Raw genomic sequence first — 20,046 nt, forward strand, 5'->3', positions numbered from 1 at the left:
TTATAAATAACACGTTATACGATAGCATGTTAATTTATAAAATACAAGTTCAGAGGTTTTGTCATGAAATATTCAGCAAAATTAAGCGATGCAGTACATATTCTTTCTTATATTCACTTTGCCGGTACAGAAAAGATTACAAGCGGAGATATTGCATATAGTCTAAAGACCAATCCTTCATACGTAAGACAGCTAATGTCTTTACTTAAAAAGTCAGAGATTATTATCAACTCACAAGGCAAAGCCAATCCTAAACTTGTGAAATCACCAGAAAATATTAATTTATTTGATGTCTATCAAGCCGTTGAAGGAGATAAACCACTCCTTCATCTAGATGCAGATATTAATCCTGAGTGCGGTATTGGTATCAATATGCGCTATGTATTAAAAGAAACATATCAAGATATACAAGCTTCTATTAATGAAAAGATGCAATCTATCACGCTTGAAAGTATCTTTAGTGAGTATCAAGAGAGAATAAAGTAATACAAAATAACATTAGAGGTGATTGAAATGACAACAGCATTAATTGTAATTGATATTCAAAATGATTATTTCCCGGGCGGTAAAATGGAACTTACGAACCCTGAAAAAGCAGCACAAAATGCGGCACAGCTAATCGAGAAGTTTAGACAAGATAGTGCACCAATTTTTTATATACAACACATTACTGAAGGGAATGCAGTCCCATTTTTCATTCCTGAAACTGAAGGGGTTGAAATTCATTCTTCTGTAAAACCATTAGATAATGAACCAGTGATTATTAAACACACACCAAACAGTTTCTTTAATACAAATCTTGAAGAAAAGTTAAAGCAAGCAGGTGTCACAGACTTAGTAATCGTTGGTATGATGACGCATATGTGTATTGATGCAACCGTGAGATCTGCAATGGAACATGGTTATAAAGTGAAGTTAGCAAACGATGCATGTGCGACGACTGATTTACCTATTGGCAATACAACTGTTGCAGCAGAAGATGTTCATAATGCATTTATGGCTGCATTGAATGGTATGTATGCTGAAGTGGTTGATACTAAAAATATTATTTGATCAAAAAAATTCCGAGCAATTATCTGCTCGGAATTTTTTTGATTAATTTTTTTCAATCGGTTTAGGTTTTGCATTTACTCATCATAATTCAGCACAACACTTTCACTTTTTAATATCTATTTCCCTACCACTCTTTAAATTTACCTTCATCTCTCAACGCATTCAGTCGATTTGTGACATCATCCATAAACTCTTTTCGGTTGTTAACGAAGTAAAATGCTTCTCCCACAAAGATATCCACGAAGAATGGTACGAGTATAAAGCTGTCTTTCGGTAATGCTTTTCCTAAACCATGCATAAATATTGGCTGAATAGGAACTTCAGGGCGTTCCCTCATCAAGTAGTATATACCTGATTTATATTTTGATAACTTCTCTGGTTCACCACGCGATCCTTCTGGATACAAAATGATAATACCATCGTTATCGAGTTCATCTAATATTGGTTGAAACATTCCCTTAAAGTCTTTCGTCATTTTTCTTTCAATCGGTATAATGTTCATCACTTTTGTCGAGAACCATTTTAGTACCGCATTTTTTAAGAAATAATCTCCAGCTGCTACGGGTCTTACGTTATGAAAGCTTTTCCCTCTCAACAAACTCATAAGTACTATCGTGTCTAAGTGACTATTATGATTTGCGATTAATACAAGTGGTCCTTCTTTCTTCAGTCGGTCGTAATGACGTATGTTTAATCCTAGGACAACAAATATAATCGGGCGAACGATTAATGTAAATAATATATCTCTCATCATGATGTCGCCCTCCTAGAAATAAAAGAATCGTGTAAAGTGAAAGAATAATGGCGCTGTGTAAGTGAGAGAGTCCACACGGTCTAAAATACCACCATGTCCAGGGATTGTTTGTGATGTATCTTTAATGTTCAAATCGCGTTTCAGTGCTGATATATTCACGTCTCCGATAAACCCACTCACACTAATGTACATGCCTGCAATAATCGTACCAATCAAAGTGAATGGCGTCAGTAACGATCCAAGTAATAACGCAAGTAATGCTGTTAATATAATGCCCCCAATGAATCCAGACCATGTCTTATTTGGACTGACTTTCGGGATGATTTTACGTTTTCCAAACAACTTCCCAGATATAAACTGAAACACGTCATTCGCTTGTGTTAATACAACTAAGAATAGTACTAAACTTGCTCCTGATACTGTATTATCATCACCAGGCAATACGATTAAATACGCCAAGTGACTCAAACTAAAGACAAACAGCATAATCCCCCATTGTATTGTTGCCATTGATTGAAGGAATCCTTTTGTTTCTCCAACAATTAGAGCTTGTATGGGGATGAATAAGAACATATAGACTGGGATAAAAACGATAAAGAAACCATAAAATCCTTTATAAATAAGTATAAATTGGATAGGAATCGATAAGTATGCCCATAAATAAACAAGTCGATGACTTCGATTTGTAGGAATGAGAGAGAAATACTCTTTAAGTGCGATAAAACAAAGGAATGCCATAAATACAAGGGACACTGTTTTATGAATTGTGAGTGCTAATGAGAATATAATACACATCATCCACCAAGACTTAATTCTCACCCAAATATTTTCCGTATCTTTATTAGGATATTTCCTAAGCAATATTTGACTAATAATGGTTGACACAATGAGTACAATAAATATACCAATCAGCACCGTCATCATTTCATCAGAAATCCTATTAAGGTTCATACGTGGCTCCTTTCAGTCCATTATCGATACGTTTATATGTATTAAATAGCATCATTATAGTCGCAATATATAAAATGAAATGAATATACGGTATCACTTTAATATTGAGCGCAATTAAAAACGCGATTAAACCAATTAAGAATGCGCGATCACTTTTCCCCATTGGCCCGTCATACATGCGTTTAGAGCCAATAACTTGAACTAAACTTCCCGACATCTCACTAATAATAGAAAACCCAATAAATAATAATACTGAAATACCACGGTCATGAACTATCAGTATGAATGGCAAAAATAATACTAAATCGCTGATAACATCACCTAATTCATTCAACAACATTCCTAAATTAGACTTCATATTGAACTTTGATGCCATAACTCCATCAACTGCGTTAAGCGCCATTCGTACAAACATCACAAAAGGAACCATTAAATAAATCCACCTATTTTCATAATTCACTGCGACAATAATGCCTGTAATAACAGACAAAAGCATCGCACTTACTGTCACTTGGTTTGGCGTAACACCCATATTGCGCAGTTTATCAACAACAGGCATCAGCAACTGTTGGAACTTTGGTTTAAGCTCATAAATACTGACCATATGACTCATCCATCCTTTAATAGTTTCTCAATGTAATTATACACACAGAAATTTTTTAAAACAAAATTAATTTGTTCTCGAAACGATAATATTTGACTATCTTTCTCATGGATTTTTATATTTAGCCATATATAAAAATAAGAACGCATGTAATAAGCATGCGTTCCATTTAGAATACAACTCATAAAAAATGTGAGTTTTTCTTATATTTTTGAAATTATAATATATTTAATGATAATGACTTTATTGATTTAACTTTTCAGCTTTTTGTATATGCTTTGGCAAAAATACCTTTATAAATATACTTGCCGTCAGTACAAATATGATATTTAAAACCATCGTCGCTGCTGTTGCATTTGAAACATTCATCATAGATTTAAACAAAGTATATACTGTAACTAATATTGCTATACCAAATCCAGCTCCCAGTGTAGAAGTCATCTTAAAGATTGCTGAGGCAACGCCTGTCTTATCTTTTGATAATGATGAAACAGCTGTATCTAGTGCAGGGGTTGCGAAGAGCCCAACACCTGCTCCAAAGAATGCAAATCCAATACATGCACTTATAAAATAAGGTACGCCTTTAATTATTGTAAGTCCTATTAATAATAAACCAAACGCTACAAATATTGGACCGATGACTAATGCTTTCTTCGCACCATATTTTTCGATACTTTTCTCACCTATTTTTACTAATAGGATTGTAAATATTACATATGGTAATGTCAATAAACCTGATTGGAATGGAGATAAATGATACACATCCTGAACAAATAGATTAAAGACAGCGATTGCACCAACACCCATATTCAATAGAAAGTTACCAGTCGCTACACCTAAATATGATTTATTCTCAAATATAGTTAAATCAATAAAAGGGTTCTTCTGTTTCTTCTCAAAAATATAAAATGAAATTGCACCAATAATCGCTGTAATTAGTAATACAATTGAGATTGTACTCGTCCAACCAAAAGAATTACCCTGTGTGATAAAAATGCTGATTGCTGCCATAAAAATAGTAAAAATAATTAAACCTACTGTATCAAAACGTCCTGGATGAGGCGGCTCTGGTATATTCACTTTTCTTAATTTCAACATGAGTACTAAACCAATTGCTGCAAACAAAATAGAAATTACAAAAATCCATTGCCAAGCAAAGTATGTGGAAACAACTCCTCCTATGATAGAGGCAAGTCCTGTTCCTCCAAATGCACCCATCGACCAATAACTCAGCGCACTGCGCCTTTTTTCTCCTTCAAATATATTATTTAAGATAGAAATAGTAGAGGGCATCAACATTGCAGCAGAAAATCCTTGTATAATACGACCCGATAATAATAAATAAGGATTGGCCGTTATTATGATAAGTAACGATCCAACAATACTTAAACTTACACCGAGTAATGCCATCTTAAACTGACCAAATCGATCAGATAGTTTACCGGCAGCTACCATAAATACTCCCGTAATCAATGAGGTTAAACTAATCGATAAATTGATTATACTCTCCGTCGTGTCATACGTTTCATTTAACGTGTTTCCCAAATTTAAGAACGTCTGTGCAAATAACCAATATGTAAGAATAGATAATACTATGCCCAATACAATTAAATTTCCTGAAGTTTCATTCAATTTATTTTGATTTTTCTCCATATGCTCACCTCTATTAAATATTTGTGATTATGATTTATTCACCCTCATTTATTCATTTCACTTAATACATTTATCTTAAACAATTACTTGTTTTCCATACTATGATTCAATCAAAAAAGAATGTCATGATTAAGTCATTAATTGTGCCCTCTGTTACTATTGTTCTATGTTAAATTATATATGAATAATAAATAAAATAATGGAGGGCTTACCTATGGCTATTGAAGTAATGCGTGCAAGTGTTGAATCGATCGAAGGACTTAAAGTAGAGAGTTCTGTAAGAGATTTCAAGATGATTATGGATGAACCTGAGAGTTTAGGTGGGACAAATACTGGTATGAATCCTATAGAAGCGTTACTCTCTGCAGTTGGTGGTTGTAAGGTGATTGTTGCAAGAAGCTTTGCTAAAATGAAGAGAATCGATTTAGAAGCAATTACAATTGATGTAGAAGGCACTTTGGATACAGATGGTTTCACTGGTAGAAATAAAGAAGCTAAAATCGGATTAAGTCATTTAAAAACGATTTACAAAATTAAAGCAAATAATAGTGAAGAAGAACTCAAAGCATTTGTTGATTTTATTGAACGTACGTGTCCAGTTATTGATACTATTGTTAATGCACCTGAACTTGAAAGAGAAATAAACATTTTATAATTTATTTAATGCCCTTATAAAACAGAGATTCCAAATGGAATTTCTGTTTTTTTATTTATACTTTGTTTAATAATAAACATATGCATTATGTATTAGTTATTTAAAGAATAAATGATGAAAATATAAATCAATTATTATGTTTAGAAATCTTTTATTAAAAAAGTCATTAAAACTTCATACATTATTTTGAATAATTCTTTATTCATCGTATAATTAAGTTGGGCACAAATATTGATTTTTTTATTTAAAATAGGAAATGGGGTTTTTGTATGAAAGAAGCAACATCGCAAATGGTCAGCATTACATTGAATGGCAAACCAATGGATGTACCGACGCAAGTTAGTATTTTAGACTACTTACGATTCAAAGGAATTGATGTTCCTGCGTTATGTTACCATCCTGATTTAGGTGCTATCGAAACATGTGATGCTTGTATCGTTGAAGTCAATGGGGAATTAGTTCGTGCGTGTAGCACTGAATTAAAAGACGGAGATATTGTTAGAACTGGTTCTAGTGAAGCATTTGAGGCACAAATGATTGCTATGGATAGAGTCTTAGCAAATCATGAACTTTACTGTACAGTATGTGATTTCAACAATGGGAACTGTACAATTCATAACACTGTTAAAAATTTAAAAATCGATCATCAAGCAACAGCACAATCTCCAAAAGGTTACGACAAAAATGTCGGTAAATTCTATCGCTATGATCCAGACCAATGTATCCTTTGTGGTCGATGTGTTCAAGCTTGTCAGAACGTTCAAGTCAATGAAACTTTAATGATTGACTGGGAATTAGAACGTCCTCGCGTTATTTGGGATGGTAGTACTGAAATGAATATCGATGATTCTTCATGTGTTAACTGTGGTCACTGTTCAACAGTATGTCCATGTAACGCTATGATGGAAGTCGATATGGTTGGTGAAGCTGGTTTCTTAACAGGTATGCTTAGAGATGCATTCCGTCCAGCGGTTGAAGTAACAAAAGCTGTAGAAACTGGTTATACACCATTAATGGCAATTTCAGACGTTGAAGCTGAAATGCGTAAAGATAGAATTAAGAAAACAAAAACAGTATGTACATACTGTGGAGTTGGTTGTTCATTTGAAGTTTGGACTAAAGACCGTGAAATCTTAAAAGTTGAACCATCTCCAGAAAGCCCAGCTAACCAAATTTCTACATGTGTGAAAGGTAAATTCGGTTGGGATTTCGTTAACTCTGGTGAGCGTTTAACTAAACCGTTAATCCGTGAAGCAGATGGCTTTAGAGAAGCAACTTGGGAAGAAGCTATGACATTAATCTCAAGTAAATTTAAAGAAACAATTGATAAAGATCCTGAACGTTTAGCATTTATCACGTCTTCAAAATGTACAAACGAAGAATCATATTTAATGCAAAAATTAGCTCGACAAGTTGTAGGAACAAACAACGTTGATAACTGTTCACGTTACTGTCAATCACCTGCAACAATGGGATTATGGAGAACAGTTGGTTACGGTGGTGACTCAGGTTCAATTACTGATATCGGAAGTGCTGGATTAATCATCGGTTTAGGAACAAATACGGCTGAAGCACATCCAGTAATCGCAACACGTGTGAAGAGTGCCCAAAAATTACGTGGTGCAAAATTATTAGTTGTGGATATCCGCAAACATGAATTAGCAGAACGCGCAGATATGTTTGTACGTCCAAACCCAGGTTCAGATTTAGTGTGGTTAAACGCTGTTACGAAATATATCATCGACAATAACTGGCAAGATCAAGCATTCATTGATAAACACGTTAATAATTACGATGAACTTGTGAAGAGTCTTGAGAAATACACAATTGAATATGCGGCAGAACATACAGGTATGAGCGAAGCAGAAATCATTAAGATTGCTGAAATGATTCATGAAGCGAAATCTACTGTTGTTATGTGGGCAATGGGTGTTACACAGCAACGTGGTGGTAGTGATACTTCTACAGCAATTTCTAACATGTTATTAGTAACTGGTAACTACATGAAACCAGGTGCAGGTTCTTACCCATTACGTGGACACAATAACGTTCAAGGTGCATCTGACATGGGTAGTATGCCATCTCACTTACCAGGTTACCAAAAGATTTCTGACCCATTAGCTTTAGAAAAATTCGGTAAAGCTTGGAACGTTGAAATGAACCCTAAACTTGGACAAAACAACCACCAAATGGTTGATGCAATGCATGCTGGCGAGTTAGACATTCTTTACTTAAAAGGTGAAGACATGGGTATCGTTGACTCTAATATCAACTATGTTCGTGAAGGATTCGAAAAATTAAAATTCTTCGTCGTTCAAGATATCTTCTTCTCTAAAACAGCCGAATATGCAGATGTTATTTTACCGGCATCACCAAGTTTCGAAAAAGAAGGAACATTCTCAAATACAGAACGTCGTATCCAACGTTTATATCAAGTGATGGAACCATTAGAAGGTACGAAACCAGACTGGAAGATCATCCAAGAGATTGCACAACACTTAGGTGCGGATTGGCATTATAACCACCCTAGCGAAATCATGGAAGAAATCGCTGCATTAACACCAATTTATTCAGGTGTAACGTATGATCGTTTAGAAGGATTCAACAGTTTACAATGGCCAGTTCATGAAGATGGAACAGATTCACCATTATTATTTACAGATGGATTCCCATTTGAAGATAAGAAAGCGAACTTCTTCCCAGTAGAATGGACTGAACCAACTGAATATGAAGCACAATATGATATTCATGTAAATAATGGCCGTTTATTAGAACACTTCCATGAAGGTAATATGACATATCAAGTTGAAGGTCTTGCGATGGAAACACCAGAAGCATTCTTAGAAGTCTCTCAAGATCTTGCAACTGAGCGCGGCATTGAAACAGGTAACTTATTACGTTTACAATCACCATATGGACAAGTTGAAGTAAGAGCATTAATTACGGATCGTGTTTACGGTAAAGAAGTTTACCTACCAATGAACGACAATGGTAATGCTGCAATTAACTTATTATCAAGTTCAATTGCAGATAAAGATACATCTACACCAGCTTATAAAGAAACAAAAGCTAAACTCATCATCTTAGATAAAGGTACGAAATCACCATTACCAGAAAACAACTTCCGTTTCGGTAACCGTACACCTCAAATGGGTGTAAATATTCAAGCTAAATGGGATAGAAAAGATTATGTATATCCAGGAGATATCGTTAAATCAAAAAGAGGTGATCAATAATGGCGCAACCTACTAGAATCGTTAAACCGATGGAAGTTGATGTTGAAGCAGTTCGTGCTAAGGAATTACGTGAATTAGAAGATCAATTGATTCAGCATAAAGACACATTAAATAAACTCTTTAAATTACTTGAGCAATTAGATGACCATGAAGCGTTAAATGCAGCGAATGCTGCTTTAGCGCAAAGTGATCCCATCTTAACACGTATCTTAAAAGCTGTAAATGAAACTGAAACTGACCATGCGATTAGAAATGCATTGTTACTTGTTCAAGGTTTAGGTAAATTTAATTTCAGTGATATTGAACCTATGATCTTAAAGTTCAATAAAGGGTTAAAATTATCAACAGAATATAACCAAAGCAAACCACTCGGTTGGTTTGGATTATTACAAGTGTTAACGAATAAAGACTTCGTTGAAGGATCAATCGTATTAACGAAATTTGTTAAAGGATTTGGAACTTCTTTCGATGAACTTAAGAAAGAACAAGGCATCGTTGACCCAGTTCACACAAACAAAGGTGACTTAGATGAAGTACATCATGTAGAATTACCAAGTAAAGTTGCACGTGATGAAGCCAAACAGCAATACCTTACACAACAACAAAAACCATCAAATGCTAAATTTTATGGTATCGTTGCAGGTGCAGCAGCACTAGGTGTAAGTGCATTATTAAGAAGAAAATAATAATAAGCATACCTCAAGTAATCACGTAATGTGAAAACTTGAGGTTTTTATTTATTTCTTGCAGAATATTTCTGTTTGATATTTCATCCTCCTTAATCAAACGTTATAATTTTATTTTTTGACTCCAATAGTTAATCTATATAGAATTAAAATAAATTTTCTTACGAGGTGATGTCATGTATAAATCGAAAACATCCATCGGGTTTATTCTCGCTGGTTTATACAATCTATTTGGCATTTTAATCTTTTCACAGGGGTTTACCAACCCACTACTAAATAAATACGACCCTATAGTTTTTTCTTGGGTTGGACAACTGTCTATTATGCTATGGGGACTCGCTTATATTTCAGTGGCTCGTAATTATTCCAAAGTACCCTATCTTATACTTGTCTTTGCCATTGAAAAAGCATTGTACGTTTATGTGTGGGCAGCATGGTTGATTGGTGATAGTAATCAATTAAATGAACTCTCGGACTTTCCTTTAACGAAAGTATTCTTCACAATATACGGCATTGGAGATTTAATCTCAGGACTATTTTTTGCGATTGTGGTATATAAACTATTTACCAAGCAAGCAAACAAAGAAGCATCAACTTAAATTAACAAGTTGATGCTTCTTTGTTTATTATCTAATTTATGCAACTGTTTTTTTTAGGATGAAGCGACCAATATGAGACAATGCGAACAAGGTATTCTAATGGTCCGAACTTAAAATGCTTTAAATATTTATGACTTGCAACCATTTGCAAGGCAAAAAAACAAGTCGCAATGATGATAGATAATATAAAGTTATTATCTCCAAAACGATGTAATCCAAACCCATAATAAACCCAGGCATGGAAGAGAGATTGTGAAATATAGTTAGTGAGCGATAACTTTCCTACAGATTCAAAATAACTAAATACTTTGATATGAGAAAACTTATTATATATCAACATATATAATGAAATATAACTTAGACTCACTGCATAAGTGGAAATACTCCCTAAATCAGCGATCCATGCATTTTGTGGATAGAATAACATCAATCCTTTGAATAGCAGAAATACGGGCATAAGTATTATCATTATCATTAGAAATTTAGAGTTATTTGAGCTAAAGAAGTTATTTTTAGCAAATATCATACCCAGTATAAAGAAGATGGGAATATAGAAGATGGATACAAATGCAGATATCGTTGATAACTGTGCTTCTTCTGTTGTAAATGGATAATCTTCTTCATGGAAGAATGCTCTTCTTTCGCTAGCATTTCCATATTTATATACTTTTATTTCTTTATTAAGAAACTGTTCCTGCTTTAAACTAAGATTGTCGTGACCTTTAGTCTGCTTTGTATTAGCTGAATCATATGAAATAAGACCCATAAACAGAATTATTGCAATACATAGCCCAATCATGCCATACATGATTCTAATATTTCTTCGTACGAGCCAGAATAGACATATCAACATGCACCCATACAGAGAAAGAATATCACCATTAAATAAAAAGAATGCATGTAGTAATCCAAGAACAAATAAAATAATGCCACGTCTAATTAATACTAATTTTACAGATTTATTTTGTCTAGTTAAACTCTCACTCATCTTAACTAAACCAAAACCAAATAATAGTAAGAATATAGGCATTGCACTATCATGTATTAATATATGATTAATATATAGTAATACTTTGTCTATCGTATTCAATCCATAAAAATCTGGATATTTCGCTCCGGTGATTCCGAATTGGAATATTAAAAGATTAGCAAATAATATCCCCAGTAAACTAAATCCTCTTAAACTATCAACTACTGTCAATCTTTTCATGTCAAATACCTCTTTATCATTAATACTCAACATCATATCACCAAAATCGTATTTTATAAGTATATTACTATAATATTTAAGGTAACTTTAAGGTAGAATTAAATATTAACTTGTAACATAAAATTTACAAGCAGTTTTTATGTAAAATAAATAGTTGGTCGATATAATAAAATTAATTTTAAATTAAGAGGTGTTTTCATTGATTAGATTTAATGCTGAAACAGGTTTTATCCTTGTTGGGCTATATAATATCTTCAGTATTCTTATTTTCTCTAAATTTTTCACGAATCCTTTACTCTTCCAATACGACCCTGCTGTTTTTTCATGGGTAGGTCAAATTTCTATATTATTTTGGGGCATCGCTTATATCGTAATATCCCATAAATATACCAAAGTCCCATATCTCGTTTTATTCTTTGCCATTGAAAAGGCACTTTATGTTTTTGTGTGGTCTGATTGGCTTATAGGTGATAGTAATCGTCTTTCCGAACTTTCTACTCAGCCATTGACAGCATTATTTTTCTCAATATATGGTATCGGAGACTTAATTTCCTGCATATTTTTTGCTATTGTTGCCTATCGACTTATGACTAATAAATAAAGGAATACTCAATAAATGCACCCAAAAATGAATTTTTTGGGTGCATTATATGACTTCAGATTTTATCTTCATACTAATTAATCATCTCCGTCATCATCATCCTCTTCCCAATCTTCATCATCATCTGAATAATAATAATATGGATTCTGTTGAATTTGGACATTAGATTGTTTAGGAGGTTGCACTGCTGGTGCTGGCTTTTGAATAGGTTGTTGGTATACATTATTGTTTAGTGAATTTGAAGGAGCATCCATACCATTAGTGCTTTCACTTGAATAATTGGCATTATTTGTTGTTGAAGAAGATTGTGGTGTATATGATTTTCGGACACTTTCATTATCTACAACCTGTTGTTTATTATTTTTTGTGTCTTCTTGTTTTACTTGTTTTTCTTTCGCCTTTTTCTTCTCAGCTATTAACCGCTGTCCTTTTTCCTTTTTTCTTTTCTCTTCTTCTTTTTTAACTTGTGCATCAGCAATAGTATCAAACTGCCTTAATGTTTTTAAATTAGAAATTTTTTCATTGTAACGGTCTATTTTAAATTGGAATCTTTTCTTTTTGTCTTCAACAATAATTTTGAAATATTGATTATTGGCTGTGGTCCTAAAGTCTTTAATTTCACCTGAATAACGTTCTTTCACCATCGCTCTAGCATCTTGTTCATTCATCATTGCTTTATTATTCTGAAAAATTACAAACGCAAGTACAAATATCAAGGCAACAGTAACGAAATACAAGAACGGTTTAATAATCTGATTCAATGTACTTCTCCTTTATTGTTAATGTCATAGTGGTTCCACAGTTAATTTTAGATTCTACTTTTATTCCTATATTATTCGCTTGTGCTATTTCTTTAGCAATATATAAACCAAGACCACTTCCTCCAGTTTTTCTTGCTCTTGCTTTATCAACACGATAGAAGCGATTAAATATATTCTCAATACTTTCTTCAGGAATTCCGATACCTTGGTCTATAATATTAATTGCTATATCATTATGTGCTTCAATGATATGGATATCAACTTCCTTATTACTATATTTAATAGCATTATCAATAAAAATCGTAATAAGTTGAATAAATTGATCTTTTATTAATTTAACGTTTTCCTGTGATATTTTATTGACTACATTGATTTTTCTATGATGTGTCAATGATAATTTTTGGGCAGAGTGCTCGATAACTTCAAGTAAATTAAATGTGCTAACTTCGGCATTTTTACTGTTTTGTTGAAATGATGTAATTTGAAGCATTTGATGCGCTAAGTATTTCATACGTAGCGATTCTTCATGTATCGCATCTATTCCTTCTTCCAGCAAGTCGGGTTTAGTTTTACCGAATCTTTTGAGCATATCACTATAGCTCAGTATTATTGTTATTGGCGTTTTTAGTTCATGGGATGCATTCGCAATAAAGCTCTGTTCTTTCTCCTCTTGATCACTTAAGCGCTGCATCATTAGATTGAAAGCATCCGTTAAGTCATCTAATTCTTTTGATGTATGTCCAAGTTTCTCAACTTTCTCATATCCTTTAGTCTTATTTATATTCGACATTTTATGAATAAGTTGATGTATTGGTTTTAAAATATTGTGCGTTATGATGAGATTGAGTATAAAAATAATCAACGTTAGCATTATTGTAGAACCGATTAGAATCCATTTCAATGTTTCAAACGATTCAAATTTTACATCAATATTCTCATAGATTTGTAAGTTTGCAGTCTCTCCATCTTTCCAGATTATCGGAATTGATATATAAGCAAAATGATGCGCTCCTCTATGCAATGTCCCCTCAATTTGCTTTTCCGAGAATTCTTGTTTTAATAATTTATATTGTTGCTTCGTCATAATTTGTATTTTACTTTTATTATCGTCACCAATAACGGCAATTGAGCCATCAGAGAGCAAGTGATTCACAATTATTTTTTCTCTATTTGTTTTATTATCGCTATTTTTTTCTATCTCTTTTATTATATTTATTGCTTTATTTTCTAATTGATACACTTCATTATTAATTGAGCTGTTCTTGAAAGTGATAAATACGATAATATTTACAATAATTAGTGTGAGAACAATCATCACAGTTGTGTAAATCTGTATTTTAGTTCTTAATTTCATATTTCTAATCCTTCATTAAGTATCCGATGCCGCGAACACTTTTTATATAGTCATGAGATTGGTCTAATTTCTTACGAATATATCTGACATAAACATCCACAATATTAGTATCTCCAACGAAGTCGTATCCCCATACATTTGCAATAATTTGTTCGCGATCAAGCACTTGATTTTTATTGACCATAAAGTAATGTAATAAATCATATTCTTTTTGTGTAAAATCAATTATTTGATTATTAGCATATACCTCACGTGTATTCGTGTGCATTGATAAAGTCTTAAATGTAATTATTTCAGATGTTTCTTGCGCTTTATTATTTTTCAAATGGACTCGGATTCTCGCTAACAGTTCTTCTATATCAAATGGTTTGGTCATATAATCATTAGCACCACCATCTAAACCACCAACTTTATCTATGACAGTATCACGTGCCGTTAACATAATAATTTTAATTTGATCGTCCTCTTTCCTAATCCGTCTTAAAACTTCCAGACCATTCAGTTCAGGAATCATAACGTCAAGAATAATTAAATCCACTTTACCAGTTTCATATAACTCCAAACCCTCTCGACCAGTATATGCTTTAGTTACGTGGTATCCAGCATAAACTAATTCTAACTCAATAACACGTGCAATCTTCTCATCATCTTCAACGATTAGTATACGCTCCATAATTCACCTCTTAAAGTGTTAATCCAAGCGGACTCCAATAACAATAATAGAATATTAGCATTAACCCCATATAAATTGGCGTTAATATCATGCTTAACTTTAATAATTGTTTAGAAGTAAAACCTGCTTCCGCTTCGTAAAAAACTAATATTGACTTTGAACTCACTGGGAAAGTTAAACAGTAATTCATACCAATGAGTGCAAAAAATACTGTTGCCGTTGTGTTTAATTGGAATATCTCAGCAAGCATTAAAAAACCAGGAATGAGCACAACGGCTCTTGTTGTGTGACTTGTAATAAGTATGTGTGATAATACACTAATAAAAATTATCGTAAGTATTATCGTTAACTCATTCATCCATTGTGCGTCAGTTAAAGAGTTGAATAATGACTGCTGCAGTTCATCAATTACTTTATATTCTACTAATAATGATCCTAATGCACTAGCTGCTGCTACAAAAAATATTAAACTCCAGTTGATATACTTTAAACCTTGTTTAAAACTCAATAAATTCAGAGCCGGTAACATAATTAGTAATGCTATAAAGAATGTTAGTATTGCAATATCCATATGATGCACCCATTCTGTTAACCACAGCAAAATGGTTACAATTATAATAAATAGTGCTTTCTTTTCACTATTAGTATACTGTTTTTCTAACTTTTTAACCTGACTTTGTATTTTAGTATGCTGCATTTTAGTGAATAATTTAATAATCATCATTGAAATGATTGCGATAACAATTCCAAATGGTGCTCCAAAGAATAAAAATTCAAAATAAGATAAGGATTTCTGTCCTTGTGATTCCAATAAACCCATACCTATCAAATGACTTCCCGCTCCAAGTAATGTTAAATTAGAGCCCATCAATATTAATGTAGGAAAAAACAAACTATAAAAAGTCTTATGATGTGGTAACTTCGTTGCAAGTTGCTGATATAAAGGAAGTAGCATTACTGCTCTTGAGGAAGTCGATGGTATAACAATACATATAACTTGTGCTGCCAAAAAGATAATGCGATTCATTTTACGTGTGTGCCCTTGGTTAAGTATCCACTGTGACATACGATGAATCAATCCACTCTGTTCGAGCATTGCGCTTATAATAAAAGCACCAATCATTAGCCATATAATATCTTGTTCGAATGAGCCAAATAATAATGATTTAGGAAGTCCAAGTAATATACCCATTGTAAGTATTAATAGTGCAACTAAAGCTGCTGGAATAGGTGATGCTACGAACATTACTAAAGAGATCACAAACATTATTATGCTAATCTGTGCCAAATATTCAAAATCTGTAGCTGAAAATATATATATAGCAAATAACAAACAGCAAATTGTGATAATCAGTGCTTTATTTGAAATATTAACTCGCATGTGATTTCATTGCTTTCGCAATCATTATTCCTATCATCACTTTACGCATCGCATTTTCAGCACAATTTATTAACCACTTACTTGCATCATGAATCGAACCTTCTAACGTCGTTGGTTGAGGAATAATACTTGAATATGCATCAATACCACTTTCATAGTTTATTTTTGCATTTTTACCGATTGTACCTGCTAATGCAATAACAGGTTTGTTATAATTTTTAGCAATCCGAGCAACTTCTGAAGGAATTTTGCCATGTGGTGTTTGATAATCTAAGCAACCTTCAGCAGTAAATACTAAATCTGTATTGCGGATAGCATCAGAAATCTGAATATATTTCATAATAATATTAAAACGAGGATGCAACTTAGCCCCACAAACAGCAATTAATCCCGCTCCTAATCCTCCTGAAGCTCCTGTACCATTACCATACTTTAAGTCTTCTGTTGAAATTTCGTGATATAAATCAGCTAAATATTCTAAGTTACGTGCTAATAAATCAACTTGCTCTGGTGTTGCACCTTTTTGAGGACCATACACTCTTGCTACACCTTTTTCACCACACAAAATATTTTTCCAATTAACTGCTGCATCAATCGGAATATTTTTAATTGTATGATTTAAACCACTATAATCAATACTCGCGATGTGATGAATTTGTCCACCTCCAATGACTTGAATTAAGTTTCCTAATGCATCATAACAACGCACCCCTAATGCTTGTGCCATACCAATTCCACCATCATTTGTACCCGAGTCACCACAACCGATTAAGATACGTTCGGCACCATCTTCAATTGCTTTTAACATCATTTCTCCTACACCATACGTAGTTGTATTTAAAGGGTTACGTAAATGCTTCGGAACATTCTTTAATCCAGCTATTGCCGCCATTTCAATTACTGCTGTTTTTAAACCGTTTTCGTAATAGCAACCATAAAATGAATTTATTGTTTCCCCTATAGGTCCAGTCACACTATGGTACACTAACTGACCCGCTTTTAATTTTGTAATTGTCTGAGCAAATCCTTCTCCACCATCAACCATAGGAATAACCGTAATATCATATGATGAATCAACTTTATTAATCCCTTGTTGTATATATAATCCAACCTCTTCTGCACTTAAGCTTTCTTTAAAACCTGAAGGAACTACAACTATTTTCATCTTCAACACTCCTCTTTCTCTCTTGATACTAATAAATATAGCCATCATTTATTGGATGTCACTTAACCAAAAATTAAAATTTGATTAAAATCATCTATTGTAAGAGCTCTAAAAACTAAAATAAAGGGTCTTCTCAATTGAGAAGACCCTTTATTTATAAACTAATATTCCAAGTGTCTATACAGATATCTACCAATGAAATAAGTAATGAGCCAATACACTACAATAATTGTTATTATAATTGTAACAACAAGTGCTTCACTCTCATCCTTGAGTAAGTGATCATACGAATTCGGTAATAAATATTTTAGTCCTTCCATCTTATACCCGAATAGTCCGATAAGCTGGAAAACTACCATGACAGCTATTGATGCACCCGTCTTCATAAATGTAGCACACATGATGCCAATCATAAATGCGATAGCATGTAGGCCTAATGCGCCGATGATAATGATAATTTGTGGCCAAACGTCTTCTGCTGCAAAGTCTGCGGTTGCTATTTTTAGGTATTGTATTTTAGTATAGTAAACAATCACATTACTAATAAAGTAAATCAAATGATAGCTCATAAATAGTATAGACATGCTTATTAGTTTGGCGTTAAATATCTTACTGCGTTTGATATCTTTATAGAACGCTAACACTTTATGTTCTTTCTCTGAGTAATAAATTGCTGAAATGATAAAGCCCATTATAACAGTGGAGATGAGCATTGAATTTTGTAGTCCTAGCATCAACATATAAAAATCTAAAAATGTCATGTTTGCTACTCCATCTAAAGCAATGATATCTGGATCAATCATAGTAATAATAATATAAAGTAATGGTAAACATCCAAGTAGTAATAACCCTAATATAGATTTTCGTTTCAAGGTGTTCTTTATAATACTTCGTCGAATACTCATATCATGACCCCCTCTAACGCTTGTTCAAAGTTGGCTTCGTTATTGAATGACTTCACGAGTTTCCCTTCATCAATAAGTAAATAGCGATCACTAATCAACTTTAGTTCTGATAATTGATGACTTGAAACTATGATTGAAACACCAACTGATTTTAACCCTTTTAATAATTCCATTAAAAATTTCACACCTTTTGGGTCCAACCCTACAAATGGCTCATCTAGTATCATCACGTGTGGCTCAGTGATTAAACATAAAGCTACGGATAACCTTTGGCGCATACCAAATGAAAATTCAGATGGCTTTTTATGTTTCACATGAATCAGACCAACTCTTTTCAAAATGTCATCAACTTTTTGAAGGTGTTCAGGTTTCCCGTTTAAATCGATGTAAAACTTTAAATGTTCCTCTGCGGTCAAATGATTAAAGTACGCACCTTCAAACATAAACGCAAAGTCTTTTAGCATATCATCGTGTTCCAAGATACTCTTCCCATGGTATAGTACATCACCTGATGTTGGATGAATAGCTTTCGCAATCAATTTCATCAATGTTGTCTTTCCTGCACCATTATTACCAATTAGTCCGATAATCTCTCCTTCTTTTAATTCAAAACTCACATCTTCAAGTGAATAATGCCTATTCCCTTTAAAACGTTTGCTTAAAGATACAACTTCTAGCATTATAAAAACCTCCTTTCATTCATATTTCACTTTTATGCATACACATAAATTATTCATCTACATGTTCAAAGATATCTCCTGGTTGGCAATCTAATGCTTTGCAAATTGCATCTAATGTGGAGAATCTAACGGCTTTCACTTTACCAGTTTTCAAATTCGATAAATTTGCCACACTGACATCTACCATTTCAGATAGTTCATTCAATTTTATTTTTCGGTCCGCCATGACGCGGTCTAATCTCACAATTATCATCTATTCACTTCCTATACTGTCGCATCATATTCATCTTGAAGAAATGCACCATATTTAAACGCTCTTCCAATAAACCAAATCGTAATTGCAATTAATACTATGTTCCAATCAATATTGAAGATATTATAATTTACATTCGAAATAATACCTTGATCTATTAATACATTTGACAAGTTTGTCACCTTATTAATAAATATACCTAGCATAGAAACCAACACATTATACGTATGTCCAAGTACTAAAATAAAAATCGCAATCGATTCAATATACTTTCCATTTTGTATAACAAACACTTTATTATTACTAAAACCTTTAATTAATTTTCTAGTCAACCAGACTATAATTAATGCAATGACTAAGTTTAAAATAACAATGATGAGAATGCCAATGAACATTGTCTTATCAATCGTTAAATTATTGATCATAAAATCATGAGCAAATTCATAATTTGCACCACCGACGTTTAAAGATAGGCTTCCATTATCTGATTGTAAAACTTGCAATAACTTATCTTCAGACAATGTTGAAACTAAGACTGTTAATCCTATAAAAATAATTGTAGCCAATCCTAAAATAATCGTTCCTATTAAATATATAATATCTAATACTTTCAGTAATCCTTTAAATCTACTAATCTCATTTACATTCATTTATAGCACCTCTTTTTAATAGTTTCTTTCTACACTTTCATCATACACCTGAATGTAATATAAATCAATAAATAATTATCGATAAACGATAATTATTTATTATTTTTCATTATTAAATTTAAAATACCATTGAAGTAACTAAAGTCGCTTCAAATGAAGCCAATTTAAATATTGCAACATTAAAATATATTTTTACGCCTCAATGATATAATAGGATAATCC

At 32.8% G+C, this 20,046-nt stretch carries 21 protein-coding genes; 7 read left to right on the top strand and 14 right to left on the bottom strand.

Features of this window, described 5'->3' with window-relative positions; genetic code table 11:
* Nucleotides 1–63 precede the first annotated feature (63 nt).
* Together ACMGE9_RS05020 and ACMGE9_RS05025 are read left to right on the top strand one after the other, a co-directional pair.
* Nucleotides 64–486, top strand: a complete 423-nt coding sequence (locus ACMGE9_RS05020; RefSeq protein ID WP_414044159.1) for an Rrf2 family transcriptional regulator — start codon at nucleotides 64–66, stop codon at nucleotides 484–486.
* Nucleotides 487–513: 27 nt separating this feature from the next.
* Entirely contained in the window at nucleotides 514–1,053 is a 540-nt protein-coding gene (locus ACMGE9_RS05025) for a cysteine hydrolase family protein (protein ID WP_414044160.1), read from the top strand.
* A gap of 124 nt (nucleotides 1,054–1,177) precedes the next feature.
* On the opposite strand, the gene ACMGE9_RS05030 is transcribed toward ACMGE9_RS05025, so the two are convergent.
* The 4 genes from ACMGE9_RS05030 to ACMGE9_RS05045 all read right to left on the bottom strand — a co-directional run bounded on the left by ACMGE9_RS05030 (nucleotide 1,178) and on the right by ACMGE9_RS05045 (nucleotide 5,015).
* A complete protein-coding gene (locus tag ACMGE9_RS05030; RefSeq protein WP_414044161.1) occupies nucleotides 1,178–1,807 on the bottom strand; it encodes a lysophospholipid acyltransferase family protein in 630 nt (209 codons plus the stop codon).
* A 12-nt stretch (nucleotides 1,808–1,819) separates the two neighbouring features.
* Complete coding sequence (locus ACMGE9_RS05035) at nucleotides 1,820–2,758, bottom strand: phosphatidate cytidylyltransferase (protein WP_414044162.1); 939 nt, start codon at nucleotides 2,756–2,758, stop codon at nucleotides 1,820–1,822.
* Nucleotides 2,748–3,362 (bottom strand): CDP-alcohol phosphatidyltransferase family protein, encoded by a 615-nt coding sequence (locus tag ACMGE9_RS05040; RefSeq protein WP_414044163.1) that lies wholly within the window; start codon nucleotides 3,360–3,362, stop codon nucleotides 2,748–2,750. The genes ACMGE9_RS05035 and ACMGE9_RS05040 overlap by 11 nt, the downstream gene beginning before the upstream one ends.
* Before the next feature lie 243 nt (nucleotides 3,363–3,605).
* The gene (locus tag ACMGE9_RS05045) at nucleotides 3,606–5,015 is read right to left on the bottom strand and encodes an MFS transporter (RefSeq protein WP_414044164.1); all 1,410 of its coding nucleotides are present in this window, start codon (nucleotides 5,013–5,015) and stop codon (nucleotides 3,606–3,608) included.
* 214 nt (nucleotides 5,016–5,229) lie between these two features.
* Between ACMGE9_RS05045 and ACMGE9_RS05050 the strand changes: the two genes are divergently transcribed.
* The 4 genes from ACMGE9_RS05050 (at nucleotide 5,230) to ACMGE9_RS05065 (ending at nucleotide 10,191) form a co-directional block, all read left to right on the top strand.
* Nucleotides 5,230–5,670, top strand: coding sequence for an OsmC family protein (locus ACMGE9_RS05050; RefSeq protein ID WP_414044165.1), 441 nt, complete (start codon nucleotides 5,230–5,232; stop codon nucleotides 5,668–5,670).
* A 269-nt stretch (nucleotides 5,671–5,939) separates the two neighbouring features.
* A complete protein-coding gene (gene fdhF / locus ACMGE9_RS05055) occupies nucleotides 5,940–8,906 on the top strand; it encodes a formate dehydrogenase subunit alpha (RefSeq protein ID WP_414044166.1) in 2,967 nt (988 codons plus the stop codon).
* Nucleotides 8,906–9,592: a DUF1641 domain-containing protein gene (locus tag ACMGE9_RS05060; protein ID WP_414044167.1), complete on the top strand. Its 687-nt coding sequence runs from the start codon at nucleotides 8,906–8,908 to the stop codon at nucleotides 9,590–9,592. Before fdhF ends, ACMGE9_RS05060 begins: the two co-directional genes overlap by 1 nt.
* A 176-nt stretch (nucleotides 9,593–9,768) precedes the next feature.
* Nucleotides 9,769–10,191 (top strand): hypothetical protein, encoded by a 423-nt coding sequence (locus ACMGE9_RS05065; protein WP_414044168.1) that lies wholly within the window; start codon nucleotides 9,769–9,771, stop codon nucleotides 10,189–10,191.
* 31 nt (nucleotides 10,192–10,222) lie between these two features.
* Here ACMGE9_RS05065 and ACMGE9_RS05070 read toward each other — a convergent pair whose 3' ends face one another.
* Nucleotides 10,223–11,401 carry a DUF418 domain-containing protein gene (locus ACMGE9_RS05070; protein WP_414044169.1) on the bottom strand — a complete coding sequence of 393 codons (1,179 nt, stop codon included), beginning with the start codon at nucleotides 11,399–11,401 and terminating at the stop codon, nucleotides 10,223–10,225.
* Between the two features lie 199 nt (nucleotides 11,402–11,600).
* Here ACMGE9_RS05070 and ACMGE9_RS05075 point away from each other — a divergent pair, with 199 nt between their 5' ends.
* Entirely contained in the window at nucleotides 11,601–12,002 is a 402-nt protein-coding gene (locus tag ACMGE9_RS05075) for a hypothetical protein (protein ID WP_414044170.1), read from the top strand.
* Between the two features lie 77 nt (nucleotides 12,003–12,079).
* On the opposite strand, the gene ACMGE9_RS05080 is transcribed toward ACMGE9_RS05075, so the two are convergent.
* The 9 genes from ACMGE9_RS05080 to ACMGE9_RS05120 all read right to left on the bottom strand — a co-directional run bounded on the left by ACMGE9_RS05080 (nucleotide 12,080) and on the right by ACMGE9_RS05120 (nucleotide 19,824).
* Nucleotides 12,080–12,763 (bottom strand): hypothetical protein, encoded by a 684-nt coding sequence (locus ACMGE9_RS05080; RefSeq protein ID WP_414044171.1) that lies wholly within the window; start codon nucleotides 12,761–12,763, stop codon nucleotides 12,080–12,082.
* Complete coding sequence (locus tag ACMGE9_RS05085; protein ID WP_414044172.1) at nucleotides 12,747–14,117, bottom strand: ATP-binding protein; 1,371 nt, start codon at nucleotides 14,115–14,117, stop codon at nucleotides 12,747–12,749. The genes ACMGE9_RS05080 and ACMGE9_RS05085 overlap by 17 nt, the downstream gene beginning before the upstream one ends.
* Nucleotides 14,118–14,121: 4 nt before the next feature.
* Complete coding sequence (locus ACMGE9_RS05090; RefSeq protein ID WP_414044173.1) at nucleotides 14,122–14,790, bottom strand: response regulator transcription factor; 669 nt, start codon at nucleotides 14,788–14,790, stop codon at nucleotides 14,122–14,124.
* A 10-nt stretch (nucleotides 14,791–14,800) separates the two neighbouring features.
* Nucleotides 14,801–16,171 carry an SLC13 family permease gene (locus tag ACMGE9_RS05095; protein ID WP_414044174.1) on the bottom strand — a complete coding sequence of 457 codons (1,371 nt, stop codon included), beginning with the start codon at nucleotides 16,169–16,171 and terminating at the stop codon, nucleotides 14,801–14,803.
* Entirely contained in the window at nucleotides 16,161–17,336 is a 1,176-nt protein-coding gene (locus tag ACMGE9_RS05100; RefSeq protein WP_414044175.1) for a glycerate kinase, read from the bottom strand. The genes ACMGE9_RS05095 and ACMGE9_RS05100 overlap by 11 nt, the downstream gene beginning before the upstream one ends.
* A gap of 161 nt (nucleotides 17,337–17,497) precedes the next feature.
* The gene (locus ACMGE9_RS05105) at nucleotides 17,498–18,241 is read right to left on the bottom strand and encodes a hypothetical protein (protein WP_414044176.1); all 744 of its coding nucleotides are present in this window, start codon (nucleotides 18,239–18,241) and stop codon (nucleotides 17,498–17,500) included.
* Nucleotides 18,238–18,921 carry an ABC transporter ATP-binding protein gene (locus ACMGE9_RS05110; RefSeq protein ID WP_414044177.1) on the bottom strand — a complete coding sequence of 228 codons (684 nt, stop codon included), beginning with the start codon at nucleotides 18,919–18,921 and terminating at the stop codon, nucleotides 18,238–18,240. Before ACMGE9_RS05110 ends, ACMGE9_RS05105 begins: the two co-directional genes overlap by 4 nt.
* A gap of 49 nt (nucleotides 18,922–18,970) precedes the next feature.
* Complete coding sequence (locus tag ACMGE9_RS05115; protein ID WP_414044178.1) at nucleotides 18,971–19,174, bottom strand: helix-turn-helix domain-containing protein; 204 nt, start codon at nucleotides 19,172–19,174, stop codon at nucleotides 18,971–18,973.
* 11 nt (nucleotides 19,175–19,185) lie between these two features.
* The gene (locus ACMGE9_RS05120) at nucleotides 19,186–19,824 is read right to left on the bottom strand and encodes a hypothetical protein (protein ID WP_414044179.1); all 639 of its coding nucleotides are present in this window, start codon (nucleotides 19,822–19,824) and stop codon (nucleotides 19,186–19,188) included.
* Between the last annotated feature and the right edge of the window lie 222 nt (nucleotides 19,825–20,046).

Origin of the sequence: Macrococcus animalis, assembly GCF_047425875.1 — a bacterium.
GTDB lineage: Bacteria > Bacillota > Bacilli > Staphylococcales > Staphylococcaceae > Macrococcoides > Macrococcoides animalis.